The 310-nt window shown below is 54.5% G+C and carries 1 protein-coding gene; it reads right to left on the bottom strand.

Translation table 11 applies throughout. The annotated features are described in order from the left end of the window. On the bottom strand, positions 1–195 hold a 195-nt coding region (locus tag AC1RP1_RS08185), incomplete at its 3' end, for a hypothetical protein (protein WP_481762748.1). Between the last annotated feature and the right edge of the window lie 115 nt (positions 196–310).

Below are 310 nucleotides of genomic sequence, written 5' to 3'. Positions count from 1 at the left end.
GTTCACAAAGGCCTTGAAGTGGCGACGCGAGGGCGGGAAGTACGGGACGATGACCATGTGCGGAAAGTACAGATCACCGTAGAACTTATTCAGCTCCGACTCACGCAACTCTGCTGCACGCTCCACCATCTCTTCGCTATAAAGCGGCAGCACGAGCGACGAGGACTGCAATGTCGAATCGTAGTAGATGCCCATAGCACCGCAGTTAGCGAGGAACGTGCGTTCGTGGTCTGGCTCACTCGGGGATTCTGAGATATTGAGGGACACGTAACACTGGCGCAAGTTCACATCAAAGGGACAACCCTTGAAC

It is taken from the genome of Dellaglioa sp. CoH-56-MRSF-13, from assembly GCF_056782095.1.
Note: the sequence above shows the minus strand (reverse complement) of the source record. Positions and strands in the feature narration are given on the sequence as shown.